The following is a 389-nucleotide window of genomic DNA, read 5'->3' as shown; positions in this document are numbered from 1 at the left end:
CTATAATGGGGTTATTATAGGAGATATGCGATCTGGTAAGTCCACCACGCTAAAGAAGCTGTTACTTGATAATAAGCAGCGAGGAAACAACATCCGGGTATTTGATGTTACAGGAGAATTCCGTCCTTTGGTAGAAAAGTTAAATGGGAAAATCATTGTATTGGATGGAACGGAAGGACACTTAAACCCGTTTCAAGTTTACCGATCTAATTCAGAAGGCAATGAAGAAGCGGTTGGCAAACAGGCATTTACTAAACACGTATCTAAAATGTCGATGCTATTTCGATATTTAGCTCCAGATGCAGATGGGAAAACAATCAGGGAATTTGAAAATATGCTATATGATTTCTACTGCTATTATGGTCTTATCGTGAAGGTAGACCATCCAG

General features: G+C 38.8%; 1 protein-coding gene. It reads left to right on the top strand.

Annotated elements, in window-relative coordinates; translation table 11 throughout:
• Positions 1–389, top strand: a 389-nt coding sequence (locus G8O24_RS43030; RefSeq protein WP_368736655.1) for a hypothetical protein, incomplete at both ends; no start/stop codon positions are given.

This window comes from Bradyrhizobium campsiandrae, from assembly GCF_014529705.1.
Taxonomy (GTDB): Bacteria; Pseudomonadota; Alphaproteobacteria; order Rhizobiales; family Xanthobacteraceae; genus Bradyrhizobium; species Bradyrhizobium campsiandrae.
This window is presented reverse-complemented; position numbering and strand designations above follow the sequence as displayed.